Annotated in this window: 22 protein-coding genes; 9 read left to right on the top strand and 13 right to left on the bottom strand. The window is 45.8% G+C overall.

Annotated elements, in window-relative coordinates; genetic code table 11:
- Positions 1-91: 91 nt before the first annotated feature.
- From CA600_RS00290 to CA600_RS00265, 6 genes are all read right to left on the bottom strand, one after another.
- Positions 92-553 (bottom strand): VOC family protein, encoded by a 462-nt coding sequence (locus CA600_RS00290; RefSeq protein WP_094868364.1) that lies wholly within the window; start codon positions 551-553, stop codon positions 92-94.
- Positions 554-597: 44 nt separating this feature from the next.
- Positions 598-1065: a VOC family protein gene (locus CA600_RS00285; protein WP_094868363.1), complete on the bottom strand. Its 468-nt coding sequence runs from the start codon at positions 1063-1065 to the stop codon at positions 598-600.
- The gene (locus CA600_RS00280) at positions 1062-1625 is read right to left on the bottom strand and encodes an NADPH-dependent FMN reductase (protein WP_094868362.1); all 564 of its coding nucleotides are present in this window, start codon (positions 1623-1625) and stop codon (positions 1062-1064) included. The genes CA600_RS00285 and CA600_RS00280 overlap by 4 nt, the downstream gene beginning before the upstream one ends.
- Positions 1626-1778: 153 nt before the next feature.
- Positions 1779-2471 (bottom strand): response regulator, encoded by a 693-nt coding sequence (locus CA600_RS00275; RefSeq protein ID WP_256989662.1) that lies wholly within the window; start codon positions 2469-2471, stop codon positions 1779-1781.
- Between the two features lie 16 nt (positions 2472-2487).
- Positions 2488-4164: a GAF domain-containing sensor histidine kinase gene (locus CA600_RS00270; RefSeq protein WP_094868361.1), complete on the bottom strand. Its 1677-nt coding sequence runs from the start codon at positions 4162-4164 to the stop codon at positions 2488-2490.
- A 148-nt stretch (positions 4165-4312) separates the two neighbouring features.
- On the bottom strand, positions 4313-5704 hold the full coding sequence (locus CA600_RS00265; RefSeq protein ID WP_094868360.1) for an MATE family efflux transporter: 1392 nt from the start codon (positions 5702-5704) through the stop codon (positions 4313-4315).
- A gap of 263 nt (positions 5705-5967) precedes the next feature.
- Here CA600_RS00265 and hxlA point away from each other — a divergent pair, with 263 nt between their 5' ends.
- The 3 genes from hxlA (at position 5968) to CA600_RS00250 (ending at position 7691) form a co-directional block, all read left to right on the top strand.
- Complete coding sequence (hxlA, locus tag CA600_RS00260; RefSeq protein ID WP_094868359.1) at positions 5968-6600, top strand: 3-hexulose-6-phosphate synthase; 633 nt, start codon at positions 5968-5970, stop codon at positions 6598-6600.
- A 7-nt stretch (positions 6601-6607) separates the two neighbouring features.
- Positions 6608-7165 (top strand): 6-phospho-3-hexuloisomerase, encoded by a 558-nt coding sequence (hxlB, locus tag CA600_RS00255; RefSeq protein WP_094868358.1) that lies wholly within the window; start codon positions 6608-6610, stop codon positions 7163-7165.
- A gap of 148 nt (positions 7166-7313) precedes the next feature.
- Positions 7314-7691: a winged helix-turn-helix transcriptional regulator gene (locus CA600_RS00250; RefSeq protein WP_036682121.1), complete on the top strand. Its 378-nt coding sequence runs from the start codon at positions 7314-7316 to the stop codon at positions 7689-7691.
- Positions 7692-7787: 96 nt separating this feature from the next.
- On the opposite strand, the gene pepT is transcribed toward CA600_RS00250, so the two are convergent.
- The 4 genes from pepT to CA600_RS00230 form a co-directional block, all read right to left on the bottom strand.
- The gene (pepT, locus tag CA600_RS00245; protein ID WP_094868357.1) at positions 7788-9020 is read right to left on the bottom strand and encodes a peptidase T; all 1233 of its coding nucleotides are present in this window, start codon (positions 9018-9020) and stop codon (positions 7788-7790) included.
- Between the two features lie 95 nt (positions 9021-9115).
- A complete protein-coding gene (locus CA600_RS00240) occupies positions 9116-9769 on the bottom strand; it encodes a sortase (protein WP_094868356.1) in 654 nt (217 codons plus the stop codon).
- 31 nt (positions 9770-9800) lie between these two features.
- Complete coding sequence (locus CA600_RS30770; RefSeq protein ID WP_143812078.1) at positions 9801-10886, bottom strand: hypothetical protein; 1086 nt, start codon at positions 10884-10886, stop codon at positions 9801-9803.
- A gap of 473 nt (positions 10887-11359) precedes the next feature.
- On the bottom strand, positions 11360-12373 hold the full coding sequence (locus tag CA600_RS00230) for an LLM class flavin-dependent oxidoreductase (protein ID WP_094868355.1): 1014 nt from the start codon (positions 12371-12373) through the stop codon (positions 11360-11362).
- Between the two features lie 255 nt (positions 12374-12628).
- Between CA600_RS00230 and CA600_RS00225 the strand changes: the two genes are divergently transcribed.
- The 5 genes from CA600_RS00225 (at position 12629) to pgmB (ending at position 20747) form a co-directional block, all read left to right on the top strand.
- Positions 12629-13633 carry a LacI family DNA-binding transcriptional regulator gene (locus CA600_RS00225; protein WP_094868354.1) on the top strand — a complete coding sequence of 335 codons (1005 nt, stop codon included), beginning with the start codon at positions 12629-12631 and terminating at the stop codon, positions 13631-13633.
- A gap of 332 nt (positions 13634-13965) precedes the next feature.
- Positions 13966-15390: an ABC transporter substrate-binding protein gene (locus CA600_RS00220; protein WP_094868491.1), complete on the top strand. Its 1425-nt coding sequence runs from the start codon at positions 13966-13968 to the stop codon at positions 15388-15390.
- A 106-nt stretch (positions 15391-15496) separates the two neighbouring features.
- Positions 15497-16615, top strand: a complete 1119-nt coding sequence (locus CA600_RS00215; RefSeq protein ID WP_094868353.1) for a carbohydrate ABC transporter permease — start codon at positions 15497-15499, stop codon at positions 16613-16615.
- Entirely contained in the window at positions 16615-17706 is a 1092-nt protein-coding gene (locus CA600_RS00210) for a carbohydrate ABC transporter permease (protein ID WP_094868352.1), read from the top strand. The genes CA600_RS00215 and CA600_RS00210 overlap by 1 nt, the downstream gene beginning before the upstream one ends.
- A gap of 35 nt (positions 17707-17741) precedes the next feature.
- Positions 17742-20747 (top strand): beta-phosphoglucomutase, encoded by a 3006-nt coding sequence (pgmB, locus tag CA600_RS00205; protein ID WP_094868351.1) that lies wholly within the window; start codon positions 17742-17744, stop codon positions 20745-20747.
- Positions 20748-20807: 60 nt separating this feature from the next.
- On the opposite strand, the gene CA600_RS00200 is transcribed toward pgmB, so the two are convergent.
- From CA600_RS00200 to CA600_RS00190, 3 genes are read right to left on the bottom strand one after another with little or no spacing between them, the layout of a single operon-like run.
- The gene (locus CA600_RS00200) at positions 20808-22199 is read right to left on the bottom strand and encodes an aldehyde dehydrogenase (protein ID WP_094868350.1); all 1392 of its coding nucleotides are present in this window, start codon (positions 22197-22199) and stop codon (positions 20808-20810) included.
- Between the two features lie 32 nt (positions 22200-22231).
- On the bottom strand, positions 22232-23206 hold the full coding sequence (locus tag CA600_RS00195) for an aldo/keto reductase (protein ID WP_094868349.1): 975 nt from the start codon (positions 23204-23206) through the stop codon (positions 22232-22234).
- A gap of 2 nt (positions 23207-23208) precedes the next feature.
- Entirely contained in the window at positions 23209-24105 is an 897-nt protein-coding gene (locus CA600_RS00190) for a LysR family transcriptional regulator (protein ID WP_143812077.1), read from the bottom strand.
- 96 nt (positions 24106-24201) lie between these two features.
- On the opposite strand from CA600_RS00190, the gene CA600_RS00185 reads away from it, so the two are divergent.
- On the top strand, positions 24202-25089 hold the full coding sequence (locus tag CA600_RS00185; RefSeq protein WP_094868347.1) for a DMT family transporter: 888 nt from the start codon (positions 24202-24204) through the stop codon (positions 25087-25089).
- The last annotated feature ends 66 nt before the right edge of the window (positions 25090-25155 follow it).

Genomic DNA, 25155 nt, shown 5'->3' with positions numbered 1-25155 from the left:
AACCATGCTAGAGATGGTTAAATAGAAGCAGCTAACATACTCAAACAGCTGGACCCTTGATGGTGGGCAGCTGTTTTTTTGTTGGAGTATTTTATTTCTGTTCGAGCAATTTTTCCCAGTCGGTTAAGATGGTGTTCTCTGAAAGATGTTTCAAATGTTCAGGAACCTCTACATGGCACATTAATTCCAGGCTGTTTCCGTCCGGGTCATTGAAGTACACAGAAGCATTCCCTTGATAAGCTCGAATAAAAGGCTCAACAGAAGTTCGATTACGGAACGGTACAGCGTCTACCCCAATAGATTCCAGCCATTGCAGTGATTGCTTCAGATCGTCATAAGTTACGCGGAAGGCAATATGCCTTAAAGATGGGTGGTATGGCGTTTCTACTTCCTTTCCTTCCCAAATGCCGATCCAACTCCGGCCTTTCTCAATCCAGAAGAATGCAGTTTCCTCATCCCGCCAGGCCATTTTTAATCCCAATCGCTCATAAAATTCGATAGATACCTCAAGATTACTTACTGGTAAATGTGCTTCGTATAGTCCTTTTATCATATTCTCGACTCCTCGTGCAGGCTTAGCCTGAATTTTATCAATAACTACCAGGTTCTTCCGTGTACCAGTTCCCATTCTTTCCAGGGTACCATTCCTAGCTCAGGTCTGGGCGGATCAGGCAGTACAGCTAGGAACTCTAAGGAATGACCGTCTGGATCACTGAAATACACGGATACGGCTGGCATCCAGCCAAATACATACAATTGTCCCTTATCATCATCGAGGAAGTTGGAGGCTTCAATCCCCTTTGCCCTAAGGTAGGATACTGACTGCTTCAAATCCTCAAGCGTTACTTGGAAAGCAAAGTGCTGACGCACAACCTCGGAAGGTGTCTTCTCCCAAATCCCCAGCATGGCCTGATTACGTTCTTCTCCAATCCAGTAAAATCGCCGTTTACGGCCTTCAGTATTCTCCGAATGGGCTAAGGGTAGTCCCAGAACATGTTCATAGAAATGAGCAGATTGTTCTAGGTTAGTCACGTTCAGATGGGTTTCAAACAGTCCTTTGATCATAGGGCGGCACCTGCCGGGCTACTGATTTTGCGAGCTAAATTTAGGAATGATTCTAAGACTAGGCGAATGCGATCTTCAATTTCTTGACCACCCTCGTACCCGTCGTATTCAACCTCGAACCGCTTGCGCTGCATCCCGCCGATGGAGATCCAGTCTGGCGTATTAATCCCATGTAGGTTGCGTACAACCGCCTGCAATTGAAGTAATGAGCTTACACCTACAGCTCCGCCTGCAGAGCTAGCGGACAATACCACTTTGCCGTTGAAGTGCGTCTGGCCTAGATGGTCGAGAGCGTTTTTCATCACGCCGCTCATGGAGCCGTGGTATTCCGGGGTAATCAGGATGATTGCGTTCGCAGTTAGCATCTCTTGCTGGAGGGCGCTTAGATGCTCATGCTCCGAGTAAGACTCATCTGGTGAATAAAAGGGCAGTGGGCGTTTATGGAGATTAAACAGGGTAACTTGTTCGCCTTGCTGATTAATAAAATGTGCGGCATGCTCTGCCAGCTTCGTGCTGGTCGCTTCTTTTCGATTGCTGCCTGTCAGGATCATGACTTTCATCGGTATCCACTCCTATGTGAGGTCAATTGCTATAAACCAATGATAATTGAATCGACCTCTGTTAACATCAGCACAAGGGATGAACCTGCATAGCAAAGACGCTCAGCCATTGTGCTGAGCGTCTAAGTCTAAAGTTGTAGATGAGCTGTGGCACTATGAGTTGTAGCCGTTTTTCAATGCAAAAATGGCAGCTTGAGTCCGATCCGATAAGTTCAACTTTCCAAGTACATGACTGACATGAGTCTTAACAGTCTTCTCGGTGATGACCAGCTTACTGGCAATCTCTTTGTTGCTCATACCTAATGCAATGAGGTCTAACACTTCCTGCTCTCGCGGGGTAAGAAGCTCAGATGCGGTGATTGTAGCTGATGTTGTACTGGGTCCGTTCAGATCCGGATTGCTAACATCCAGTTGTTCTGGTGTAGAAGCTGCCATTAGATTCATCAGTTGACTGGCAGCTTCGGAATGCAGCTCAACTTGACCACTGTGTACCTTGCGGATGGCGACAACCAGCGCTTCTGGTTCTATGTCTTTTAGCAAATATCCTTTGATCCCTACACGGATAGCAGGGAGTACATGGTCTTGATCAGAAAAGGAGGTCAACACAATGATTTTGACCTGTGGATGGGAGATCCGAAGCTGTTTAGCTGTCTCGATGCCGTTCATAACGGGCATGTGCAAATCCATTAATATGATATCCGGCTGGAGCTCAGCCGTTCTCTCTAGTGCCTCGCGGCCGTTCGACGCTTCTCCGATAACCTTAATGTCCGGTTGTGTCGAGAGAAACACTTGGAGCCCTCGACGAACCATTGCATGATCGTCAACCAGTAATAAACCTATTATCATTTGTGATCACCCGACTTCATGTGGATTGGAGGGGGAAAGGGATGGTTACCTCAACCGTTGTGCCTTGATGCTCTTCGCTCTGGATATGAATATGGCCGTAGAGTGCCTCAGCTCTTTCCTTCATAATATGTAGGCCGAGAGATTCATTGGTGTCTGTGTTACTGCGCCGTTTGGCACCGCCCTTACCCTGATCGGAAATGCTCAGTATCACCTCGGTAGCGTTCAAATGTAGAGTTACTTCAGCTTTAGAAGCTCCGGAGTGCTTACGTACATTATTAAGTGCTTCTTGACCAATGCGCAGGAGTCCTTCTTCCACATTGCGGGGAAGTTCAAGTACACCGCTGCGTTGACTCTGTATCAACAGCCCTAGTTGCTGACCATGAGCCTGCAGCGCGGTCAATAACCCGGCTTCCAGTCCTGCAGGGCGAAGCTGCATGATTAAAGCGCGCATTTCTTTGAGTGCAGATTGAGAGAGCTCTTGAATATCGCGGACAGCCTCAGCAGCCGGATGGGAGGTGTGCTCTTGCTTTAGTATCCTTTCTACACCTTTAGCCGTCATCGAGAGGGAGAACAGAATCTGGTTCACCGAGTCGTGAAGGTCACGGGCCAGTCGATTCCGCTCGTCCAGACGCGCGATTTCGCGGCGCTTTTCTCCGAGCTGTACACTTTCCAGTGTAGCTGAAATGTGCTCGGCAATCGCTTCGAGTACTTCTCCATCTGCGGTAGCGGAGGCGAGTGCTTTAGGCGAGGTGATAAGTAGAATGGCTGAGCCATGTGCAGTAATCTGCCGAAAGGGGGCGGCAAGCATTATAACTCGCTCTGTAACAGGCTGTTCGGAACAGCATGAGTTCGTAATTTCCTGTTCTTCGTCAGAGGTTAATGCCTCGAAGCGCTGTCCTTTCGCAATATTCCTTAGACGATTCTTAAAGGAATCCGAGAGCTCAAAAGGAGCTAGTTCAGGTGTTATATTAGCTGCATGAGCGGCTGCGTGTACTTCGAATTTGCCTTCATGCTGTCCAATAATCGCTGCAAAAGGCCAATCGAAATATTGGGCAATCAGTGCGGTGGTTTTCTCCGCCAAAATGCTTGGGGAGGTACATTCACTAGCCGTTAGATTCAAAGCGGCGCTGAATTCACCTAATTTGGCGTACAGATTGGCACGGCGCTGCTCGGTGCTATATAACTGCATGCGTTCAATGGCACTGCCGATTTGCAAGGCCACGGATTGCAGTAGAGCCAGCTCGCTGTCGGGGTAATGTGCTTTGCCCGGTGCAGCTACATTCATAAGTCCTAAGTAGCGATTGCCTGAATGCAGCGGGATAGTGGCGTGGTGGGTGATCCCTAATGTATCGCCCCAGTTATTTTGCCTGGCATTACTGAGCCGCTTGCAGTTTAGAATGTTAACAGCCTGCTCTAGCCGTCCGTCCCATAGGCGATCTAAGCACCAGCAGCTTCCACACTGCATCGGCTGTTTATTGTCCCGTTGCAGAGCTGGCGGTAAACCCCGATCTGCGGCGAATTCATACTCCATATTCTCTTCACTCAGGAAGATCCAGCCTGCCGTATTTCCTGTCAGATCTAACAGCTTGCCCATAACTGTATCGAGCATCGGTTTGAGCTCATTGGAACTGTTTAAGGTCTCCGCAATCGTCTTGAGCGTCAATAACTCGTGGATTCCGGTTTCTTCCGGCATGAGGTTCTCCCCCTTTAAATTAATTAGGTTCTATCTATTGTAACGTAGAATGCTTTGTTCATTCTAAAATTTATGTAATCATGAAGCGTTAAAAAAGGTGGACCCTTAAGATCTGGTCTGACCTTAGAGAACCACCTAAATAAATTCGTTAATTTACAGCTGCAGGGGTATTGGAAGATGTGACATGTTCTACATCATCGTGCTGAATCAGTCCATGTTTCTCCCAAGCTCGACTCTTCCAGCGGAAATACATAATGACAGCTCTTGTCCACTCATCAGCCGCAGTGGCAATCCACACACCGGCCAATCCCAGATTAAGCTGGAATACCAGGAAATAGCCAAGGGGTAAGCTCATGCAGACCATGGAGATCAGTCCCATATATACTGGAAACTTCGCATCGCCCGAGGCGCGTAGTGAGTTAATGATGACCAAATTAGTTGTGCGACCGGTCTCTAGGAAGAAACTAAGCAGTATAACCTGAGCCCCCATCAGAATAATGTTCTCGTTGTCTGTGAAGAGGCCAAATAGTGGTACCCGGAAGACGATCACAAGAGCATCTATTACTACTGTGACCAGAAGTGCCCACTTCACACTGGTGAATACACGCTTATAGGCTTCCTTGGGGCGCCTGGCTCCCACCAGATGTCCTACGATAATGGAGGTTCCCATGGAGACGGCTACACTAAATAAATAAATGTAATTGGAAATGTTGAGCGCGTATTGACGAGTGGCCATAGCCTCGGCGCCCAGATAGGTAATATACAGCGTGAATACGAGCTGACAAGATTGATAAATAATCGACTCAAACGCGGACGGGATGCCGATTTTGAGAATTTGCTGCACATACTTTTTGGAAAGATGAATGTAGTAGGTTAACTTTACCCGTACCTCCATCACTCTGTAGAGCAGTAAGAAGAAAATAATAAGACAGATAAACCGACTGACAACCGTTGAGATAGCTGCACCTTCGACACCTAACGCTGGAAGTCCGAAATGACCATAGATGAGTAAGTAGTTACCCACCACGTGAATGATGTTCATCAGCAAGGATACGACCATGGTCTGTTTAGTGAAACCGTGCGTACGGATTGTGGTCGCCAGAGCATTGATTAATGCTTGGAGAAAAATACCGCCCCCGACAATATGTATATAGGATTTAGCGTAAACGAGAATATCCCCTTTTACATTCAGAGCAGTTAGTAGAGTTCCTCCGAATATTAGCAAAAACGTACTTAGGACAATTCCTACTAACAGGTTTAGGGTAATGGCATTGCCGGTCACTTGAGCGGCTTCCAGAGGTTTTTTGGAACCGAGGTATTGGGAGACCACAATTGCTGCGCCGTTACCAATTACACTGAGAACTAAAATAGCCATTGTGATAATCTGATTCGCTGCGCCAACGCCTGATACGGCATCGTCCGATACGGAGCTAATCATAAAAGTATCCACACTGCCCATGAGCATAAATAGGAACAGTTCCAGGAATATCGGCCAAGTTAGTTTTACAAGGTTAAATTCTTGGTGATTATTGTGCTTCATTGTACACCTTCTTACATCATGATTAAATTCCTGTTATTCCATAAACAAACTGTAATGTTAGCACAGCTTTCATGAAAATGCAGTACTTTTACAAAAATATGACAAAAGGTTATGGATTAGAGCAGAAATAAAGTCAGTAGGAGTACATTAGTATCCTCCAGGTAACTACATCACAATAAAGTGCCTACTTCCCTTAAGGAGTGTAAGGCTCTACAATTTGTACATGACTTACAAAAATATATAAATAAGGAGTGCACATAAATATGAAATTGCAATTAGCGTTAGATCTTGTAGATATTGCAGGAGCGAAAGAGATTGTCTCAGAGGTTGCTGAATATATAGATATTGTTGAAATTGGAACGCCTATCGTTATAAATGAAGGGCTGCACGCAGTGAAGGCTATCAAAGAAGCTTTTCCTTCTTTGACAGTGTTGGCTGACCTGAAAATCATGGACGCAGGCGGTTATGAAGTGATGAAGGCTGTGGAAGCAGGCGCGGATATTGTTACAGTACTTGGTGTTTCTGATGATGCTACCATTAGAGGTGCAGTGGAGGAAGCGAAAAAAACCAATAAAGAGATTCTGGTTGACCTGATTAATGTGAAGGATATTAAAGTTAGAGCGGCTGAAGTAGACGCACTTGGTGTAGACTATGTCTGCGTACACTCTGGCTATGACCATCAAGCGGAAGGTAAAAATTCCTTTGCAGATTTGAATGCAATTAAAAGTGTGGTTAAGCAGGCTAAAACCGCTATCGCAGGGGGAATCAAGCTAAGTACACTTCCGGAAGTTATCGCAGCGAATCCTGATCTTGTAATTGTAGGTGGCGGCATCACAGGCGAGACTGATCAAAAGGCTGCTGCGGCAGAAATGAAACGCCTAGTTAGTCAGGCTTAAGATTACAATGGACACAATGGAATATGCGCAGCAAATTATATTGGAGCTTCAGCGCTCCATTTCTCAGCTTGATCATCAAGAGGCTGAGCGAATGGCTGAACTCCTTCTTCAGTCGAATAAGGTATTTGTGGCCGGGGCTGGTAGATCAGGATTAATGGGACGAGCTTTTGCAATGCGACTCATGCATGTCGGTAAAGAAGCGTACGTCGTGGGAGAAACGGTAACCCCGGGTATCGAGCCTGGTGATGTGCTTGTGCTCGGTTCCGGTTCAGGTGAGACGAAGGGGCTGATCTCTATGGCCGAGAAGGCCAAAGGAGTGGGTGCGGAGGTTATTGCCGTTACGATCACGCCAGATTCGACTGTAGGGCGTTTAGCGAGCTATACAGTGAAGCTGCCAGGATCTCCAAAAGATCAGGCTGATGGAAGCTACAACACAATCCAGCCGATGGCATCCTTATTTGAACAGACGATGTTGGTCTTCTATGATGCGGTTATTCTGCGAATGATGGAGAAAACGGGGCAGACGACTAAGATGATGTTCGGCAAACATGCTAATTTAGAGTGAGAGTACAGAAACGGATGCCTTCCTAGAAAGGAGGTTATTCGTTTTTGTGTTAATATAAAAGTTTACAAGCTGCATAGAAATAATAACGTTCCAAGCTAATTAATAGGTGTGTGTAGGATGACAACAGGAGAGAGGAGGCACTTTAGTTATGGCAACCGAGATTAAAGATCGCATCAACTTGAAGGAAATTAACTGCGAGAAGGAACTGACGCTTGCGGTGATTGGAGGCAAATGGAAGCTGATAATCCTGTGGCATCTTGGGCTTGAAGGGACAAAGCGGTTCAGTGAGCTGAAGAAGCTAATTCCTCATATCACGCAAAAAATGTTGACCAATCAGCTTCGAGAGCTTGAAGAAGATCAGTTGGTTCTTCGGAAAGTGTATGCCGAAGTTCCTCCAAAAGTAGAGTATTCTCTGACTTCATATGGACAGAGTCTGCTTCCCGTCCTTCGATTGATGTATGATTGGGGTAAGAATTACGGGGAAAACGTGATCTGGAAAGACACGCCGCCGGAAGAAAGATGCTAATCAAATAGACTTTGAACATTAATAATCCCTGAGAGGTCTGAATCGACCTTTTTCAGGGATTTTTTGTATTCATTATGGAGTGACGTGAATTACGTTTTAGGCTTTTTGTTCGAACAGCTTTGCGATCTCGACGATTACGTTCACCGCTTTTTCCATGTTGTCAGCAGAGGCGTATTCGAATTTGCCGTGGAAATTTTCGCCCCCCGTGAAAATATTAGGTGTAGGCAACCCCATGTAGGAAAGCTGTGAGCCATCTGTTCCCCCGCGAATCGGGCGGATGATCGGTGTGATGCTCAGATTCTCCATCGCCTCATGGGCAATATCGACAATATGACGCACCGGTTCGATTTTTTCGCGCATGTTGTAATATTGGTCTTTCATTTCAAGCACGATGTTCTCTTCACCATGGATGCTCTTGAATTCATCTACGATGGCAGAAACAAAGGCTTTACGTGCCTCGAATTTCTCGCGGTCGAAGTCACGAATGATATATTGAAGCTTGCTGAATTCCGGTGTGCCTTCTATGGAGCTAAGGTGGTAGAAGCCATCATAACCGTCTGTGAATTCTGGAGCTTCCTCAGCAGGGAGTCTAAGATGGAGCGCCATAGCGATTTTTGCGGAATGAATCATTTTTCCTTTGGCAGTACCAGGATGTACATTGACGCCGTAAACTGAGATTTTGGCAGATGCAGCATTAAAGCTTTCATACTCTAGTTCACCGAGTGGGCCTCCGTCCACAGTGTAAGCGTAAGAAGCATTAAAAGCAGCTACGTCAAATTTATGAGGTCCGCGGCCAATTTCTTCGTCCGGTGTGAAGGCGACTCTAATCTTCCCATGCTTGATTTCTGGATGTTGAATGAGATAATGCATGGCAGTCATAATCTCGGCAATACCGGCTTTATTGTCTGCGCCAAGCAGGGTGGTACCATCGGTTGTAATTAATGTATGGCCTTTATATTCTGCCAGCTCTGGGAAGCTCGTTGTAGACAATACAACATTTAATTCTTTGTTCAAAAGAATATCTTTGCCATCGTAGTTCTCCACGATCTGCGGCTTTACATTCGTTCCTGTGAAATCAGTTGCTGTATCGAGATGCGCCAAAAAACCAATGGTTGGAACATCCTTCTCCGTATTGGCTGGGAGTGTAGCCATGACATACCCATGCTCGTCCACCTGCACTTCATTCATGCCGATCTCCTTGAGCTCTTCGACCAGCTTGTGGGCCAGCACCATCTGCCCCGGAGTGGACGGACAAGTTTCATTATCCTCGTTCGATTGGGTATCCATTTGAGCATACGAAATAAACCGTTCTATAACCTCTTTTTTCACTGTGGGTCATCTCCTCATTACTGTTGTATCTATATAGTATCACTTTCCATATCCGGTCTCATCCCTGAGGAGGAAGATTAAGAGTAAGATTAACTTTAATGAGGTGATGTTTCTTGCTTCACTAGCTTTGCTGAAAGTAAATACCGGTCCGGTGCTGACCCTACGTATGAAAAAGGGTAACAGGTGATCAAGGTAAGAATAGCCTTATCGCTTGGTTTTATTGCACCGCGTTCATTCCCGTCTACAATCGTGCTGCCGGTCACTTCGTAGGTGAACGTACCGTCCATGCTTTCCAGTTCGATCAGATCTCCTGCGACAAGTTCTCCTATACTGCGAAATACGGTATCACGGTGTCCAGCAAGCACACTATTACCGATTGCACCGATAGTTGCGCTACCTATATAGTGTCCAGCTCCTTTTTTTAATTCTGGGCTTTCCGTACCCTCCAGAATAGCCACCTTCTTATTTAAGGTGGGGAAGCGGATTTCTCCAATCACCTCACCCTCTTTATAGGAGGGAGAAGAAGAGGGTTGTTCTTTTGGAGAACTGACCATTCCCTTGGGGAGAGGGTTCTCTTCATTTGGAAGGGGCAGGGCGAGGGCTTCCTCCCTCTTTTTTGCCCAATCAGTTAGGGCCTGCTTGGCCTCGATGGGCGCTTTGACGACTTGAACGATCGAATAAATCAGCACAACTAAAGAGAGTATGAAGATTAGCTTCACGGTTAATAAGACACCATTACGCTTCTTCATACTCTCTCCTCCAGACTTATATTACTAAACGTTATTCTTTCTTCGATTTCAATCTGCGCATGATGATCACGCTGAGTACCGCAATAGCTAAGCTGGCAAGAATTAAGTTATACCAAGGCTCGGCGGTATTTGGAAGCGCGTTGCCTGCCTCTGGTGCGCCCAAAGGAATGTCGCCGTCAGGTAAGGCTACCTCATCGCTTGGCCGAGGTGTTGCACTGGTGGTTTGACTACCAGCACCTGTTGAAGCTGCAGGTGTAGGCTCATTACTGCTTCCGCCCATTGGAATCGGTTCTTCAGTAACGCTTATTTCATCGACAGCAGGCGGTGAAGCTGTAGGTGTTGGCGATGGTGTTGGTGTAGCAGTTGGTGTAGCAGTTGGTGGCACCGATTGACCAGGTGTTACGACAGCTGTAGGTGAAGCAGTAGTCGTTGGTGAATCCGTAGGTGTAGTCGTTGGTGAATCCGTAGGTGTTGTAGTTGGTGCAACCGTAGGTGTTGGTGAAGCTTCAGGTGTAGCTGGTGGTGTTTCCGTAGGTGTTGTAGTCGGTTCAGTTGTAGCTGCCGGCGTTGCTGTAGGTGATGGATCAGGTGTAGGTGCAACCGTCGCTGTTGGCGTTGGCGTTGAAGTAGGCTCGGCGGATGGACCTGGTTCTCCGGAAGCAGAGAATTCAAAAGCTACGGTCGTGGCCTTTCCTTGATATTCGTTGCCGGCTTCCCATGGGAAGGTTACATCCATTTGAATTACACTCTTCTCTCCTCCAGCAAGTGAACCGATGGTTACTCTGCCGGCTGCCTCGCTCATCACTCCCGAATAGATGATTACTCCCTCTTTTTCGAGTGTCATTCGGAGAATATTGTACAGCTCTACGTCTCCAGAGATGAATTTAAAGTCCACAAAGTAATCGAAGCCTTCTGTGCCATCATTAATAATCGTGTACTCTGAGCTCATTTCGTCACCGGGCTTCATATTGTTCATGGTGGCTGTGCTCGTGGTATGAGAATTCACAGTAAGTTTAATGGTATCCTGAGCGCTTACCCCTCCAGCGTGCCATATTACTCCTACCAGAATAATCAGAACGTAAGCAGCTATGAAGACCGAATGGTATTTCTTCTTCACTTTCTTTGCTCCTTTCTCCTGAGCCGCTTGTAGCTGTTGAAAACAAAATCTGCGGGCTTCCGGCAAAATCCTCCGTTTTAAACACTTATTCCATAATACATTGTCGAAATAAGTGGTATTGTGAAGTACCACTCTTTCAATTATGGGTGGAATCTTTCCGAAAGAACGAAGGAGAGGGCGTATCTAAAATACAAATCGTTCGTTATAGCGAATACATAAAGTATAATCAAAATGATATACAAAGAAAAATGATGTATTACAACTAATTAGATCATATTTGCTTAAATAATAAGAGTATAGTCCGTTTATCTGTTGATTTCTCTCTATATCTCTTTATTTTTATGTTTTTTCATTTCTAAGTAGTATTTTATTAAGAACGGTTTCGAAAACAAAACAAAAAAGGCAAGACGGATATCTGAAACGGGAGAACTCCCGATACTCAGATAACGTCCTGCCTTGTTAGGACTGCAATCTTACAGTTCTTTCATAGCCTCAGCTACAATTTCATAGGAACGAAGACGAGCCTCATTATCATAAATCCCTGCGGAGATAATCAATTCATCAGCTTGTGTCTCTTTCAGAATGTCTTGAAGTCGTTCTTTAATCGCTGCTTTATCGCCAGAGAAGGAATAACGCTGCTTATCGAGCATGATTGCTTTTTCTTGTACCGTCCATAGCCCATCCATACTCTCAACGGGTGGTTGTAGCTTGCCTGTCCGCCCGCGGATGATATTGAGGAACTGCTGCTGCTGCGAGGTAGCCAGCTTTCTTGCCTCATCTACACTATCGGCTGCTGTAACCCCGAGTCCGATCATAACATAAGGTTTGTCTAGTACTTCTGATGGACGGAAATTACTGTGGTATATGTGCAGCGCCTGAAGTAAATACTCAGGTGCAAAATGGCTGGCAAAGGCAAAAGGCAACCCTAGCTTGGCTGCTAGCTCAGCACTAAAGCCGCTGGAGCCTAAGAGCCAGATGGGAACATTTAAGCCTTCCCCAGGAACCGCGCGTACTCCGGCTGGGCGCGATCCTGCTCCTGCAGGGTCGAAGTAAGCTCTTAACTCACTTAGCTGCTCAGGGAATTCACTACCGTCGCTTCCTAGGCCACGACGTAGCGCACGGGAAGCTGGTTGATCAGATCCGGGTGCTCTGCCCAGTCCAAGATCGATCCGTCCTGGATATAAAGATTCGAGAGTCCCGAACTGTTCGGCAATCACAAGTGGCGCGTGGTTGGAAAGCATGATGCCGCCAGAGCCAACACGTATACTTTGGGTGCCACCAGCAATATGTCCGATCAAGAGTGAGGTAGCAGAGCTGGCAACGCCGATCATATTATGATGTTCAGCGAACCAATACCGATGATAGCCCCACTTCTCAGCGTGCCGGGCTAAATCTAGAGAGTTATGAAAAGAGTCTGCCGCGGTCCCTCCTTCCACAATAGAAGCCAGGTCCAGTACGGAGAATCGAATGTCACGAGGTTGTTTCAATGTTATCCCTCCTATAATAAATGCTCTATGCTCATAGAGCAGTATTTGTAGCTACGAAAATCGCTACTCGATTAGTATACCATGTAATAAAACTATATACACACTTTAAGTAAGTTGTTTGTCTTCCAAGTAAGAAAGAGGAGGAAAAGATGAATTTTTTAAAATAATGTAAGCGCTTCAAAAAAACTATTGTTATTTCCAATCGGGCTTGCTATAATCACATCGAAAAGTTCCCTAAAAAAGGAAGTTATCATTATGAAGCCAACCATAAGAGATGTTGCCAGAATGGCCGAGGTGTCGATTAGCACAGTGTCACGTGTTATGAATGCACCGAATTCGGTAGTGGAGAGCAAACGGAATCGAGTGATGGAGGCTGTAGAACGATTGCGGTATCAACCTAATTCATTTGCACGTGGTTTGATTTACAAGAAGTCCTTTACACTGGGCCTGCTTATTCCGGATATTGAGAACCTGTATTTCGCAGGAGTGATTCGGGGAATGCAGGATGCTTGCATCAAGCTTGGGTATAGTCTGATGATCTGCAATACGGACCGCGACAAAGAACGACTACTGTCCTATATTGATAACTTCCACGAGAAACAGGTGGATGGAATTGTATTTGCCAGTGATGTCCTTTACCCTGAGTATCATGATAAATTGGTCGGTTGTAGAATTCCATTTGTGCTAGTGTCCTCGCATTCCGATGAGTTCGACATTCCGAGTGTGGAAGTGGATGATGAAGCGGCTGCCTATGATGCGGTAAAGTTCCTGATTGATTTAGGTCATAAAGACATTGGTATGATTGGTTTTAACCATGATAATTCCGTATCAGGACCACCGCGCTATGAGGGATTTGCAAGAGCGCTAACAGAGTCAGGGCTACAGCAGAATATTGTGAAGAGCAAATATGCCAGTCATCGGTTTGAACATGCTTATCAAGCTGCACATGAACTATTTACGGATTACCCTGAGCTAACTGCTATTTTCTGTGTTGCAGATGAATTCGCGATGGGGACGATTTCTTATCTGAAGGATCGCAATATTCTTGTTCCAGGTCAGGTATCCGTGATTGGGTTTGATAATCTAAGGATGTCGGGTATGTTCATCCCGAAGCTAACTACGATTGCACAGCCGATTTATGAGTTAGGGTATCGTGCGGCCGAGAAGCTGCATGAATTGCTTACAACAGGTGAAGTGCAGGTATTGAATGAGAAGATGGAGCATAAGCTGATTGTGCGGGAATCTACACGAGAAAAATAGGAGTAGTTCACTTTTGTACCACCCTCTGAAAAGCTTTTCAGAATTCGGCGCTCGTCTTAGGCAACATTTGAATAATTGCTTGGACAATCAAAATAATTTTTACCAAAACATTTCAAATACAGATTGGAAACGCTTACTTTATGTGATACTATAACAAATGTAAGCGCTACAATTAATTGGAATTGGTGATTCGATTCTTTTTTAGTATAAATCCTTAGATTCTGAAAAGCTTTGCAAGGGGGTGATCTGCTACAAGCTGCTTATACATGCCAGGGTACCGGATGATTGAGTCAGAAGCAATCTCTAAAACCATTAAAGGGGATGTACAAAAGATGAAGAAAACCTCAGGACGTAAACAGTCATTGGCATTAGTACTGTGTTTATCCTTCACTATGATGCTGAGCGCATGCGGCGGAGGCAATAACAACAACGCAGCGGCTACAGATCCGCCTGCGGCTACTTCCAGCCCAACAGCAGATAACACCGAAAAAGCAACAACAGCTCCTAGCACCGAACCTTCGGGATCGCCGTTAGAGTTAGCCATGAAAGGCGACTATAAAGGAACTAAAGTAACGATGTTCGGTCCTTTTGTAGATGCTGACCAAGTGAAATTTGAGAATAGTATTAAAGAGTTTGAAGAGAAGACAGGAATTGATATTCAATACGAGGGCTCAAAAGAGTTCGAAGCTACGATAAACATTCGAGTAGACGGTGGAAATGCTCCGGATATCGCTGATTTCCCGCAGCCGGGACTCCTAGCCTCAATTGCTAAGACTGGTAAGGTTATCGATTTAACTAACGTACTGGATCAAGCCAAATTGACGGCTAATTACAACAAGAGCTGGCTTGATATGTCTAATATGGACGGGAAAGACGGCAAGATCATGGCGGGCATTTGGAACCGCAGTAATGTAAAGAGCTTGGTCTGGTATCCAAAAAAGCAATTTGACGAAGCGGGCTACAAGGTTCCTGAGACATGGGATGAGATGATGGCTCTGACGGAACAAATTGCGAAAGACGGTGATCCTGCTTGGGCTATTGGTATCGAGAGTGGTGCTGCAACAGGCTGGCCAGCAACAGACTGGGTAGAAAATATAATGCTTCGTACGACCACACCTGAGAATTACGATAAATGGGTAAAGGGTGAGCTGCCATTTACCTCTCCAGAAGTGAAAAATGCAGTTGAAACCATGTCCAAAATATGGCTCAACAAGGATTATGTCTATGGTGGTGCAAAATCCATCGTGACGACATCGTTCGGGGATGCCCCAGCGCCAATGTTCAATAATCCTCCTAAAGCATGGTTTAATATGCTCGGCAACTTTATTACAAGCTTCTTCCCTGAAACGGCAAAGGTTGATGTAGATTATGATTGGTTCTACCTGCCGCCTATTGATCCTCAATATGGTAAACCAGTGCTAGTTGCTGGCGATATTTACGCGATGTTCAACGATCGTCCTGAAGTGCGTGCAGTTATGGAATTCTTTACTACAGGAGAATCCATTAAGAGCTGGGTACAATCGGGCGGCGTAATTGCTCCAATGAACGATGCTTCCCTGGATTGGTATACCTCAGAATCCGATCGCCGGATGGCGAAGCTGGTTCAGGATGCTTCCACGCTGCGCTTTGATGGCTCTGACCTGATGCCGGGCAAAGTGGGCGCAGGTACCTTCTGGAAGGGCATGACCGACTACGTAAGTGGTACTGCGACGCTGGATCAGGCGTTGGAACAAATCCAGTCTGGCTGGAACAACTAACCTAATATTGAAAGCACACAGTTAAAAGAGGGGCAGCGGGATTTGAAGGTTCTCTGCCCCTCTTTTTGTTTTCCAAAGCGCGAGTATAGGAGGAGCTGGAGCTAATATGGGTGGACAATCACAACTACAACCACAATTGAAGCCACAATTAAAAGCCAAGCAGACGGTAAGTCTTAGAGCGGTATTGCTGTCTCTTTTAGTATTAATAGCCAATGTTGTTGTTAATGGCTCGATCTTTTTATTCTTTCGGGATTCGACGCTAAATCCGCTACTAACGGCGGTTCTGGCTGTTCTATGGGGGGTTCTGGGTGTTTATCTGATCTATTACACACTTACCTGGGCAGTCGAACAATATCCTGATTACGTACGCAGGAAGGTATTGCCTTATATTTTTATTGGTCCGGCAGTGATTATATTGGGGTGGCTACTGGTGCTGCCTGCGCTGCGGACGCTGTATTTAAGCTTTTTTAATGCCTCTTCAGAGAAATTTGTGGGTCTCAGCAACTATGCAGCGATCTTTAGCGACCATCTAATGGCAACGGCACTGCGTAACAACTTACTTTGGGTATTCGTTGGTACATTGGCATGTGTAGCTTTTGGACTCTTGATCGCAATTCTTGCCGACAGAAGCAGCTATGAGAAGCTAGCCAAATCGATCATCTTTATGCCGATGGCTATTTCTTTTGTAGCTGCAGGCGTTATTTGGAAGTTTGTATATTACTATCAACCCGGCGATGAACAAATTGGACTTTTGAACGCCATCGTTACTTATTTCGGGGGAGAACCACAGGCGTGGACGAGTATGCTTCAGCCGTGGAATAACTTTTTCCTCATCATCATTCTGATCTGGATGCAGACTGGATTTGCGATGGTGATATTCTCAGCAGCTATTAAGGGAGTTCCTGATGACATATTGGAAGCTGCGCGAGTGGATGGTGCAAATGAGGTGAAGATTTTCTTTGGAATCATGATTCCCTACATTTCAGCAACCATTCTGACTGTGACAACAACCATTATCGTCTTTACGTTGAAAATATTTGACGTCGTCATGGTGATGACTGGGGGTCAATACGATACAGAGGTAGTGGCTACACAGTTTTACCGCCAGTTCTTTATGTACCGGAATTTCGGTTATGGCTCCACGCTGGCTATTGTTCTGCTGATCGCGGTGTTGCCTGTGATCATAATTAATCTACGTCAGTTCCGTAAGCAAGGGGGATTCTAATGGCCGGGAAAAAGAAGAGAAAAGGCAGCAAGACGATTGTTAATATCGTGCTGGGTGTGATTTGTTTCATTTGGTTGCTTCCGACCCTTGGGCTCTTCATTTCCTCCTTCCGTCCCGCTGCCGATATTCTGCAGACTGGATGGTGGAAAGCTTTTCCCCATCAGGAGTGGAAGGCTGGAGAGACCCTTCAGCTATCGAAGGATGTGGATTTGCGGGAGCCGATCGAGGTGAACGGTAAAACTTATACCGATGAGCAGCTGAAGGCGGGTGTGAAGGCCGATGGCAGCCGTTTGATGTGGGAGAACCGTAGAGCGCGTACCATAAATCAACAAGAACAAGGCTGGAAAATGACACCGGATCTTACATTGGATAACTATAATAACGTGCTTTCGGGCAAGGAATACAAGCTCAAGCAAGCTGATGGCAGTGAAACGGTGCAAAAGGGTACCGGATTGTCGCAGGCCTTCTGGAATACACTGACGATTGCTGTTCCGGCGACGGTAATTCCGGTGTTGATCGCTTCTTTTGCCGCCTATGCTTTTGCTTGGCTACGTTTTCCTGGGCGCCGCACACTTTTTGTCATCATTATTGCTATGCTCGTTATTCCGATACAAGTTGCACTTATTCCAGTGCTCAAAGATTATACGGCTCTTGGACTGAACGGAAGCTACTTGGGCATTTGGCTGGCGCATACGGCCTTTGGATTACCGCTAGTTACCTACTTTATGTATAACTTTATCAGTCAGCTTCCTAAGGATTTGTTTGAGTCGGCTTTTATGGATGGGGCGAGCCATTTCACTATTTTCAGTAGGCTGATTCTGCCGTTATCTGTGCCCGCACTGGCTTCTATCGGAATCTTTCAATTCCTATGGGTGTGGAATGACTATTTAGTCTCGCTGATTTTTATCGGCAATCAACCGTCAGTGCAGGTCATGTCGATGAAGATCGCCGACTTAGTAGGTTCACGAGGCAACGACTGGCATTTACTCACCTCGGCTGCATTTATCTCCATGCTGATGCCGCTCGCAATTTTTTTCCTGCTGCAAAAGTATTTCGTCAGAGGGCTTATGGGTGGATCAATAAAAGGTTGATTTGAACAAAACTGTGTCAGGAGGAGCATAGAGAGATGAAGATGAAACCATACGTACATCCGGCTGCGGTGTATCCTTACCGGGAGTGGAGTCTTGATGAGGAGACTTATGATGAAGAGAACAATCAGAGAAGCGAAAGTGTATTTTCTCTTGGTAATGGATACATTGGCATGCGCGGTAATTTCGAGGAAGGTTACCATGGCCACTCGGGCTCATCTGTAACAGGGAACTATTTGAATGGATTTTTTGATTCTGAGCCTATTGTTTATCCAGAGGGAGCTTATGGGTATCCTTCCCGCAACCAAGCCATGCTGAACGTAACGGACGCCAAGATTATTGAGCTCAGCATTGAGGGTCATACCTTTCAGTTGAACAGTGGGCAAGTGCACCGTTATGAACGGAAGCTGGATATGCGAAATGGGATCTTGCATCGGCAGGTAGAATGGGAATCTCCTGCCGGACACAGGGTACAGCTGAACATTCGTCGGATGGTGGCCATGCAGCATAAACATTTAGCGGCCATAGATTACGAGGTTGAGGCATTGAATTTTGAGGGAACCCTAACGTTTACTTCATCGATCGATGGTGAGATCCAAAGACCGGAGGTCACGGATGACCCCCGGCTGGGATCAGGGAGTAAGGAACCCAATTTGCTGCTAGTCGAAACCGGTCATGAGCTCGAGCAGTCCTTTTTGTGGATGAAGCAGAGGACGCGGCATACCGGGTTTGCTCTTTTAACAGGGATAAGTCACAGTCTGAATTGTAGCTCTGGATATGAAAGGCTCATGCAGCTAGAAGATCAGCGATTATCCATGCAATGGGTTGTACCAGTGGTGATGGGGGAAAGGATCTCCCTGACCAAGTACATTTCGTATCACACTTCTAAGGATTATATAGAAGACGAGCTGTTGAGCAGGTGCTTAGAAGTACAACGATTGGCGGAGAATTGTGGATTTGAAGCGCTTGTTCATGAACAACGGGCTTTTCTGGATCATTTCTGGGCACATACCGATGTGGAGATTCAGGGCGATCTTGCGCTTCAACAGGGTATCCGTTTTAATGCTTTTCAGTTGCTGCAATCCGTAGGACGTGACGGGGTTACGAATATTGGGGCCAAGGGCCTGACAGGTGAAGGATACGAAGGTCACTATTTCTGGGATACCGAGATGTATATGATACCCTTTTTTACATTTACACAGCCGGAGATTAGCCGGAAGCTACTCGAGTTTCGTTATGCTACGTTAGATAAGGCACGGGAACGGGCAGCAGTGATGTCTCAGAAGGGAGCACTATATCCTTGGCGCACCATAGATGGGGCTGAGAACTCTTCCTATTTTCCGGCAGGAACGGCACAAATGCATATTAACGCGGATATAGCCTATGCCATTAAACAGTATGTGCGGGCAACTGGCGATTATGAGTTTCTTGTCCTGGAGGGGGCGGAAATGATATTTGAGACCTCCCGCTTTTGGGTGGATCTGGGTCATTTTAATCCGGCCAGGGAGGGTGCGTTCTGTATTGACGCGGTGACGGGTCCCGATGAGTATACAGCTATCGTTAACAATAATGCATACACTAATCTTATGGTAAGGGATCAACTCTATTACGCATATGAGATAGCCAGACTGTTAGGAAAGCAGTATCCGGAGCCTTTTGAACGACTGAAGCGCAAGATTGGTCTGACTGAGGAAGAGCCTGGTGATTGGCTGGTCGCCGCAGAAAAAATGTATATCTCTTTTGATGAGGAGCTTGGCATCTATGCTCAGGATGATACGTTTCTGACTAAGAAGAAGTGGGACTTTGAACATACGCCAGCGGATAAATACCCACTTCTGCTTCATTACCATCCGCTGGTGATTTACCGCCATCAGGTGCTCAAACAGGCAGATCTGGTAATGGCCATGTTTCTGTTAGGTGATCAGTTCAGCTTGGCGGATAAGATCCGGAATTACAATTACTATGAGCCGCTAACGACACATGATTCTTCTTTGTCACCGTGCATTCACAGTATTATTTCTGCTGAGATTGGTGATTTAACGGGGGCATACGCTTACTTTGACCGCACAGTACGGATGGACTTAGATGATATCAACCGCAATGTGAAGGACGGACTGCATACTGCTGCTATGGCAGGATCTTGGCTGTCGATTGTAAATGGATTTGGTGGGATGCGCTTATGTGGCGGTATGCTATCCTTTAATCCTGCCTTGCCAGCACAATGGGACAGCTATCGGTTTAAAATAACAAGCGGTGGGCATTTATTGGATATTTATGTTGATAGTAAGGTAGTGATCTATACACTACTGACAGGTGAAGTGGTTGAAATTCTACATAAAGGGAGCCTGGTGCAGTTAACTGTAAAGAAGCCGGTGTCCCTTTCAAATGTGAAGCAGCTTGAAGCTGTTATTTTCGAGCTGGACGGGATTATTACCGATTCTAGTGAGTATCATTATCTGGCCTGGAAAGCCTTAGCCGATGAGCTGGCGATTTCTTTTGATAGAGAGAAGCATGTACGTCTGAAGGGCCATAGTCGAATGGAATGTTTAGAGATCCTACTGGAGGGAAGCGGCCTGAATTTACCCCAACCGGTAAAAGGAATGCTATGCAATAAGAAGAACGAAATGTACAAGCAGCTGATTCAACAAATGACAGCAGATGATTTGCACCCTGGTATCCATCATCTGCTAACTGATTTGAAAGATAAGCGAATCGCTGTCGGGCTGGCTTCAATCAATGAGAATGCGATGATGATTCTTGAACGCTTGGAGATCGGACACTTCTTTCAGGCGATTGCTGACCCTAAAAACATCCGTATGGGCAAGCCGGATCCGGAAATTTATTTACAAGTCACCGAGATGCTGGGCATATCACCTGACTGCTGCGTAGCTATCGAAGATACAGCGGAGGGGATAGCCGCCATCAAAGCCGCTGGTATGAGGTCCGTTGGAGCCGGAAGTCCATCCTTGAAAGAGATTGCTGAGCTATGGTTTCCTTCTACCGCGGAGTTACATGTAGAGGAATTGGTACAGCTGTACAAATAGTGAAAAGTCGTTCCCTGAAAAGCAGTAAACCTCCCAGTCATGGGAGGTCTACTGCTTTGTTTATTTCAATACTTTCCGGACTAGCTTGATCTTATTCCCATAGGGTGGGTACACAATTCCGAGATCGATTCGTGTGCCTCTCTTGACGATGCTTTTACGGTGGGAAAAGACTTCAAAGCTGTGCTTCCCGTGATAACCGCCGATTCCAGAGTTCCCTACCCCACCAAACGGCAAGCTAGCGTTCGCCACATGCGAGATCGTATCATTGATGCAGCCTCCTCCGAATGAGACTCGGGAAAGCACCTCTTGTTCAACATTTTTATCGGCTGTGAACAGATAAAGTGCAAGCGGTTTTGGATGCTCGTTAATACTCCGGATAGCTTCATCCAATTGATGATATTCCAATATGGGCAGGATCGGACCGAAGATCTCATCTTCCATAGAAGCGTCAGTCCAAGCCGCAGGATAGATTAGTGTAGGTTCAATATAACGTTCTTCTGAAATGACGGTTCCGCCCATAATCACCTTTTTCTGATCCCGTTCAATGAGACTGGTGAGTCTTTGCAGCTGGCGCTTATTTACGATCCGGCCATAATCTGTATTCGGCAACGCATTCTGACCATAGAATTCAGTAATTTGATGTTTGATTTTGGTGATCAATTCATTAGCAATGTCCTTATGAACGAGCAAATAATCGGGGGCGATACAGGTTTGACCGGTATTTAATAATTTTCCCCATACGATTCGCTTCGCTGCAACATCAAGATTGGCTGATGTGTCGACAATGACCGGACTTTTCCCGCCAAGCTCCAAGGTTACAGGCACTAGATTCTTCGCAGCGGCTTCCATCACGATTTTGCCGACCGGAACACTGCCCGTGAAGAAAATATAATCAAACTTGGCATGGATCAGCAGATTGGTGGTCTCTTTCTCCCCCTGAACTACGCGAATATACTGGGGTTCGAAGGTCTCCTGAATGAGCTGCTCTATAACAGCCGTGATAGATGGTGTGCTCTCTGATGGCTTGAGGACAGCGCAGTTTCCAGCGGCAATGGCGCCTATAAGCGGTTCGATCAGCAGCTGAAATGGATAATTAAAAGGACCTATAATGAGCGCGGTACCGTAAGGTTCACTTAAGATATAACTCTTCGCAGGAAATAAATGCAGTGGTGATCTAACCTTTACGGGCTTCGCCCAACGTCTGAGATGCTTCATCATGTAACCTAGGCTGTCCAAGGTGAAGCCAATTTCTGTGGCATAAGCCTCAAACTCACTTTTTCCTAAGTCCTGTTGTAAGGCAGTGATAATTCGACTCTCATATCGTTTAATACTGTCTTTAAGTTTTTGTAACTGACTAAGTCTAAAAGCAATCTCTTTAGTTACACCACGATTAAAAAAATCCTTATGTTCTTCAAGCATCACTTGAATGCTTGCTGTTGTATGTGATGTCATAATACTCCCCTCCTTCATTGTAATAGTTCAAATTATGGGAGCCGATAAAAGGCGAAAGGTTCGCCAAAGCGGAAGGAATCACTTGCCTCATCCAGCTTGCTCGTAGTTTCCTCATTAAGCTGAATGGAGGTACTATGCAAATTCTGCTCCAGCTGCTCTACGCGGGTAGCCCCAACAATAACTGTCGAGACGGCAGGACGATTCATGAGCCAAGCTAAGGAAAGTGCAGTAGAAGAGGTTCCCAGTTCTTCAGCGATCTGCCCCACTTTGTTCCCCAGTTCGATCCGTTCATGATTCAGGAATCTTTTGAAATTAGGATCGGTATCTGCTCTGGACCCTGAAGGTGCAGAACCGCTTGAATTATATTTGCCTGTGAGAATTCCGCCCGCCAGAGGAAAATAAGGAATAATCCCTACACCTTGATCAAGACAAAGGGAGAGAAGCTCATTCTCCGGGGTCCGATCCGCTAAGGAATAGCTGCACTGAATTGAAATATATTTGGCGAAGCTTCGTGCCTCACTAATTCCAATCGCCTTCATTAATTGCCATGCTGTATAGTTGGAAGCCCCGATATAGCGTACTTTGCCCGAAGATACCATATCGTCCAAGGTCCGTAACGTCTCTTCAAGTGGCGTATTGGGATCGAAGGTGTGGATCTGGTATAGATCGACATAGTCCGTTTTTAGGCGGCGAAGACTATCTTCTAGCTCCTGCATCAAATGGCGCCTCGAGGAGCCGCTTCCGTTAGGTCCGTCATTCTTAACTAAGCCTGCTTTAGTGGCGAGAACAGCCTCATGTCTTCTGCTTTCCAAGGCCAAACCGATGATCCGCTCAGATTCGGAGCCGGCGTAAATATTAGCGGTATCGATAAAGTTAATGCCATGATCCAGCGCAGCATGTACAATTTGAATGGAGGTTTCTTGATCCGCCCTTTTACCAAAAGCGTTTGTACCCAGTCCCAATGCGGATACTTGTAATCCGCTATTACCAAGTCTTTTAAAGTTCATTCTCAGCACTCCTCATCATCTATTTTTTTAGGCTTAGTAAAAAGATCCAGAGCTGTCTCTATGAACATCTTTACAGCTATGGAAGTATCGGTAAGCGAGCTGACTGCGATATGTATATCTCTGTAGGCGTCGGGCTGCAGTTCGCGGGTAACTACATTTGGAGGTAAAGCTAACAAAGACAACTCAGACATTACACCCACAGCCAGCCCCTCTTGAACCATATTAAGAGCTGTTGCATAGTTATTAACCACATATTTTACATTCAGATAGCTGCTGCTTCTGCGGAATAAATCTACTACCGGTGGTTCATAGCCTGCTTTACAGATCAGCATAGGCTCACCCGCTAATTCACTCACACCTATAACCGAACGCTCGTGCAAAGGATGATCATCTCTGATAACAGCGTACAGCTTTTCTCTATATAGTGGGATGGTTTCAAAGGCCTCGCTGGGAGCGAGCAATAAGCCAACATCAATTTCTTTGGATTCCAGCCATTCTCTAACTTCGGCGATAGAGCCTTCCTGCAGGCTGATCGTGATATTCGGATATCGTGCAGTGATAGAGCTAATAATCTTCGGCAAAAAATAGGCAGATGCTACAGGAAAAGCCCCAATCCGAATGCTTCCTTTCTCAAGTCCCCTCTCTGCGTAAATCTCCTGATTGACCTTATCGAAGCCCATTAGAATTTCACGAAAGATAACAAGGATGCGCTTGCCAATGTCAGTAAGCATTAGGCCGTTACGCCGATCCCGAAGTAATAGCTTTACATCCAGTTCAGCTTCTAAAGAGGAAATTGCTCGACTGACAGCAGGCTGAGTCATATTCAGTTCTACACCAGCTTTGGTAAAACTACCGCTTTCCGCGATTTTGACGAACAAACGAATTTGAGTATTGTTCATAACAAATATGATATGCCCCTTATGAGTATTATTCATTTCATTTATATTCTTAATTATTGTATCATTTGTGATGAATCTACACCAAGGAGTGAATACATGAATCAGCAGAAGAAAAGCATCATCCTTCTTATATTTTTGGTGATGGTATGGGGCATAAATTGGCCTATATCGAAAATCGCCTTAGACTACGCTCCGCCCTTATTATTTGCAGGTATCCGAACCGTCATCGGCGGATTCATTCTTATTCTAATTGCACTTCCTAAGATGAAGGAGCTCCGCTTCAAGCAGCTATGGCCGATCTATCTGACCTCGGCTATATTAAGTATCGTGTTTTACTATGGATTTCAGACGATTGGCTTGCAGTATGTACCCGCAGGATTATTCTCGTCTATTGTATTTCTGCAGCCGGTCTTGCTGGGCATTTTTTCATGGCTGTGGTTAGGAGAGAGCATGTACGGGCTCAAAATGGCCGGTCTGTTGCTAGGTTTCATCGGAGTAGGCTCCCTCAGTATTGGAGGACTTAACGGAAGCATCTCTATAGGGGGAATTGTGCTTGCTTTAGCCAGTGCTTTGAGCTGGGCATTAGGAACGGTGTATATGAAACGAAATGCTGTGCGCGTGGATATGCTATGGATGACCGCTATGCAAATAACGATCGGTGGTATCATTTTGCTACTCTCGGGATCTGCTACGGAGAAGTGGTCGGATATCACCTGGAGTGGAACGTTTATCGTGGATACCTTATTTATCGCTATTTTTGTGATTGCGCTAGGCTGGCTGATTTATTTCAAGCTGATTAACGAGGGAGAGGCAGGGAAGGTCGGATCATTTACTTTTTTAATTCCACTGATCTCGATAGGTACTAGCGTAGTCTTTTTAAATGAGCAGATTACTTTAAATCTTGTGATTGGTCTACTCCTTATTGTTAGCAGCATTGTTCTGGTGAATGTGAGGATAGGGCGTGCCGCGAAGCAGTCAGTTTAGTTAACTTGTGCAATGGTTGTAGTAATCAGGAACGTAAGAGGGCATTATGTCTAATAGAGCAATAAC

The organism is Paenibacillus sp. VTT E-133280 (genome assembly GCF_002264385.1).
GTDB lineage: Bacteria > Bacillota > Bacilli > Paenibacillales > Paenibacillaceae > Paenibacillus_AQ > Paenibacillus_AQ nitricinens.
The sequence above is the reverse complement of the archived record's forward strand: the minus strand, read 5'-3'. Positions and strand labels throughout refer to the sequence as shown.